At 32.0% G+C, this 4436-nt stretch carries 3 protein-coding genes; 1 reads left to right on the top strand and 2 read right to left on the bottom strand.

Translation table 11 applies throughout. The annotated features are described in order from the left end of the window. Positions 1-481 precede the first annotated feature (481 nt). Positions 482-1087 (bottom strand): TFIIB-type zinc ribbon-containing protein, encoded by a 606-nt coding sequence (locus tag AC3DU7_RS02910; RefSeq protein ID WP_488037868.1) that lies wholly within the window; start codon positions 1085-1087, stop codon positions 482-484. 11 nt (positions 1088-1098) lie between these two features. Beyond that, positions 1099-1476, bottom strand: a complete 378-nt coding sequence (patD, locus tag AC3DU7_RS02905) for a heterocyst frequency control protein PatD (RefSeq protein WP_488037867.1) — start codon at positions 1474-1476, stop codon at positions 1099-1101. A gap of 701 nt (positions 1477-2177) precedes the next feature. Here patD and AC3DU7_RS02900 point away from each other — a divergent pair. Then, positions 2178-4436, top strand: a 2259-nt coding sequence (locus tag AC3DU7_RS02900; protein ID WP_488037866.1) for a RelA/SpoT family protein, incomplete at its 3' end; no start/stop codon positions are given.

Here is a 4436-nt window from a genome sequence, read left to right as displayed (position 1 = left end):
AATTACTATATAGTCAAAGTTTTGATTCCTCAAAACATTACTTTTAAATTTTGACTTCTAAATTTTGACTTTTAACTTTTGACTTCTAGTTTCCCTCCTTTAGATTTGAAATAATTTAAGTTAAATTACTATATAGTCAAAGTTTTGATTCCTCAAAACATTACTTTTAAATTTTGACCTTTAACTTTTGACTTCTAGTTTCCCTCCTTTAGATTTGAAATAATTTAAGTTAAATTACTATATAGTCAAAGTTTTGATTCCTCAAAACATTACTTTTAAATTTTGACCTTTAACTTTTGACTTCTAGTTTCCCTCCTTTAGATTTGAAATAATTTAAGTTAAATTACTATATAGTCAAAGTTTTGATTCCTCAAAACATTACTTTTAAATTTTGACTTTTAACTTTTGACTTCAAAATATTACTTTTAACTTTTGACTTTTGACTTTTGACTTCTTTTTTCCTTCTTCCTTTCATAAAATATTAACTTTGACTTCCTACACTAAATTTCCCATTTAGCTCCTTTCTTTTATTTTCAAATCTGCGTAACATATAAGTAGCAGCACAATCTCCATGAGGATTATCCTCTAATATATCTGCTAATTGAAAAACATACTCAGCTATTTCTTCTCCCAATTTATCAATAACAGCCTCACGATTAATCATTTCTTGTTGATGCTGACGCATCTTAGCTTGCCATCTACTAGAAAACATCTCATGTATTTTTGTATGCAGTCCAAGAGATTCTAAAATTTTCCACTCTTCAGCATCATCAAACCAAATACCACCATCATGCAAACAACGTTCTATATAGAAAGGTTGTTTAATGTTTATTTTGATGCGTGATAAATAAGTACTACATTCTGGACATAACCCTGCTTTACCATCAAAAGGGGAAGGTACAAAATCTTCAAATTGATTATAAGGTAAGATTTCTTCTGGCACATACCATGAGGGTAAACTCTCTAACCAAGCTTCATAATTTTTTCCCGAAATCCAGAAACCTTGAGATTCTGGGCAGTATTTTACCGGGATAACATCATTCAAAACAGCATCTTCTAAATCTACATCGTACTTGGGACTTTTCATAGTATATATTCCTAATCTTGTGTTAATTTTGTTTTACTAAGTATATTCCCGCAATAGCCTATGAGGGTTTTTAGGCGGTCTTTGATAGTGGACAACCGCGTTTGTGTTGTTTGAGGGTTTCGAGATGCTTGCAAAAAGATTAAATCTACATATAACAGTCGAAGCTCCTTATGCATCTCTGTTAAGTAAGACTTTACCTGAAATGCAATGGATCGATCTAGTTCTAAGTTATCTAAACTCATAATCTGAATCTCGAAAAACTGTTGGACTTCTTTCTTCACGGCCAAAATTTTTTCTGGCTCTAGATTTTCTTGGGCCAGAAATTCCTGCAACTGATTCAGCAGTTGACTGAATTTTTGATATCGCTGATTATGCTCTTTTGGTAACATAATATAAATCAATTAAAATTTGTATATATAAGGTAATAACATAGGATATTTATCATCTCAGTACAGTTACAAAATCAATTTAAATTGATATGTAAATTAATCTCACTCTACGATTACTGATTTGATGAATATTTTTGATATTTTTTTAGAGTCATAATGTAAGCATTCAGCCGTCAGCCATCAGCTATAAGCTATTGCTTTTAATTTAGGATAAAAGCAATATTTAATTGTCTTACTACAAAAATTGGCTCCCTTGTCCTTAAAGTTAGTTGTTAATTTAAACACTTTCCTTAAGGAGAGAATCTTGTTGCTGATAGCTGACAGCTAATAGCTGTTTGCGCAGCATTCCGCAGGAAATGCTTACGTCATAATCTATTTATACTTAAGATTAATTATATTTTTAATTATTAAGTTATATTATAGATATATCTAGACATAAACCACGATTTGATAATATAAACTTATCCCAATGATTAAACATGGGTTTCCATATTTTTTTATAAGAATTAAAGTATAAAAAGCAACAGATAATTTCAAAAAAGCTGTAACTATAAAGTACAAAGCTAATTGAAATTTAGACTGCTTTCTCATTAACTATAAATTGATAATTTCGGTTAATAAAAGCCGAATATAGTTCTGGCATTTCTAGTCTAAATTATCTAAAGAAACAACCAATTAACCCGATCTATAAATTAACTCCTATGAAGACAAAAACTCTAGAACCTAAACCTTTAATGTCATGCGTAATTCCTGACTGGTTACAAGAATGCATAAATAGCAAAAATAACAACAATAATTTAACTAGCTGTTCGCTAGATACAGCATTAATCTGTCAAGCGTTTGAACTGGCTTATAAGTTACATGAAGGACAATATCGTAAATCAGGAGAACCTTATATATGTCATCCTATAGCTGTTGCGGGATTGTTGAAATATCTCGGTGGTGATAGTGCGATGATTGCTGCAGGTTTTCTACATGATATTGTTGAAGATACAGATGTAACTATTGAAGAAATAGAACAAAAATTTGGCTCAGAAATAGCTTTATTAGTAGAAGGAGTAACTAAGCTTTCTAAGTTTAATTTTTCTAGTAAAACAGAGCTACAAGCTGAGAATTTTCGCCGGATGTTTTTGGCAATGGCAAAGGATATTAGAGTAATTGTTGTTAAGTTGGCAGACAGGTTACATAATATGAGAACTCTGCAACATTTGCCACGTCATAAACAATTAAGTAAGGCATTAGAAACACGGGAAATATTTGCACCTTTAGCAAATCGTTTGGGCATTGGTCGAATTAAATGGGAATTAGAAGATTTATCTTTTAAATATATAGAATCAGAAGCTTATCGAGAAATTCAAGAATTAGTAACAGATAAAAGAGCTGACCGAGAGGCTAAATTGTTAGAAATGACAGAAAATTTACGACAGAAATTAGACCAAGCAGGAATAGAATGCTACGACATTAGTGGTCGCCCTAAACATCTGTATGGAATTTATCGGAAAATGCACTTAAAACAAAAAGCATTTCACGAAGTTTATGATATTGCTGGACTAAGAATTATTGTTAATAAAAGAGAAGATTGTTATCGAACTTTAGCCATTGTTCATGACTCTTACCGACCAATTCCTGGAAGATTTAAAGACTATATTGGTCTGCCAAAACCTAATCGTTATCAATCATTACATACAGGGGTAATAGGTAGTACAGCTCGCCCTGTAGAAGTGCAAATTAGAACTGTAGAAATGCACCATATTGCTGAATATGGAATTGCTGCTCATTGGAAGTATAAAGAAACCAGTTCTAGTAATACTAAAATGACGGCTGAAGATGAAAAATTTACCTGGTTAAGACAGTTATTAGAATGGCAAAGCGACTTGATGGACGATCAGGAATATTTGGAAACTATAAAAGGCGATTTATTCTATGAAGATGTTTATGTATTTACACCAAAAGGTGATGTGATTTCTCTCAAGCAAGGCTCGACTTCAGTAGACTTTGCTTATCGTATTCATACAGAAGTGGGAAACCATTGTACAGGGGCTAAAGTGAATGATAAAATTGTTAGTTTAGATACTCCATTAAAAAATGGGGATATTGTCGAAATATTAACTCAAAAAAATGGGCATCCTAGTCTAGATTGGCTAAATTTTGTTGTAACTGGTGGGGCACGAAACCGGATTCGTCAGTGGTACAAACGCTCTCATCGGGAAGAAAATATATCTAGAGGAAAAGAATTATTAGAAAAAGAATTAGGTAAAAAAGGTTTTGAATCTTTACTTAAGTCTGAGCAAATGCGACTTGTTGCTGAGAGATTTAATTATCATAATGTAGAAGATTTACTAGCAGCTTTAGGTTACGGTGAAATAACTTTAAATTTAGTAGTCAATAGATTACGAGATGCAACTAGGGAAGTCACACAAGTTGAGCAAAATTCAGATATTTGTAAAGAATTTTCTGAGCATAAATCTTCTTTAATGCTACCTCGCCCTACTCAAATTTCATCTTCAAATAAATCTCATCCTATTGCTGGAGTTGAAGGTTTAATGTACCATTTGGCTGGTTGTTGTAATCCAATTCCAGGTGAACCTATTATTGGTAGTGTTACTCGTATTCATGGTATTTCTATTCATCGTCAAGGTTGTTCTAATGTGGAAAATATACCCGGGGAAAGGTTAGTTCCTGTTAGTTGGAATTCTACTAATGAAAATCAAGGACGACCTCAAACTTATCCAGTAAATATTTGTATAGAAGTGATGGATAGAGTGGGAGTTTTGAAAGATATTTTGTCTCGTTTAATGGATAATAACGTTAATGTTCAAAATGCTCAAGTTAAAACAAATCCTGGTCACCCGGCAATTATTAATCTATGTATTGAAGTGAGCGATCGCCAACAATTTGAAAAGACTTGTACTCAAATTAAAAATATGAGTGATATTTTGAATTTACGTCGTATTAGTCAA

The organism is Okeania sp. (assembly GCF_983059655.1).
Note: the sequence above shows the minus strand (reverse complement) of the source record. Positions and strands in the feature narration are given on the sequence as shown.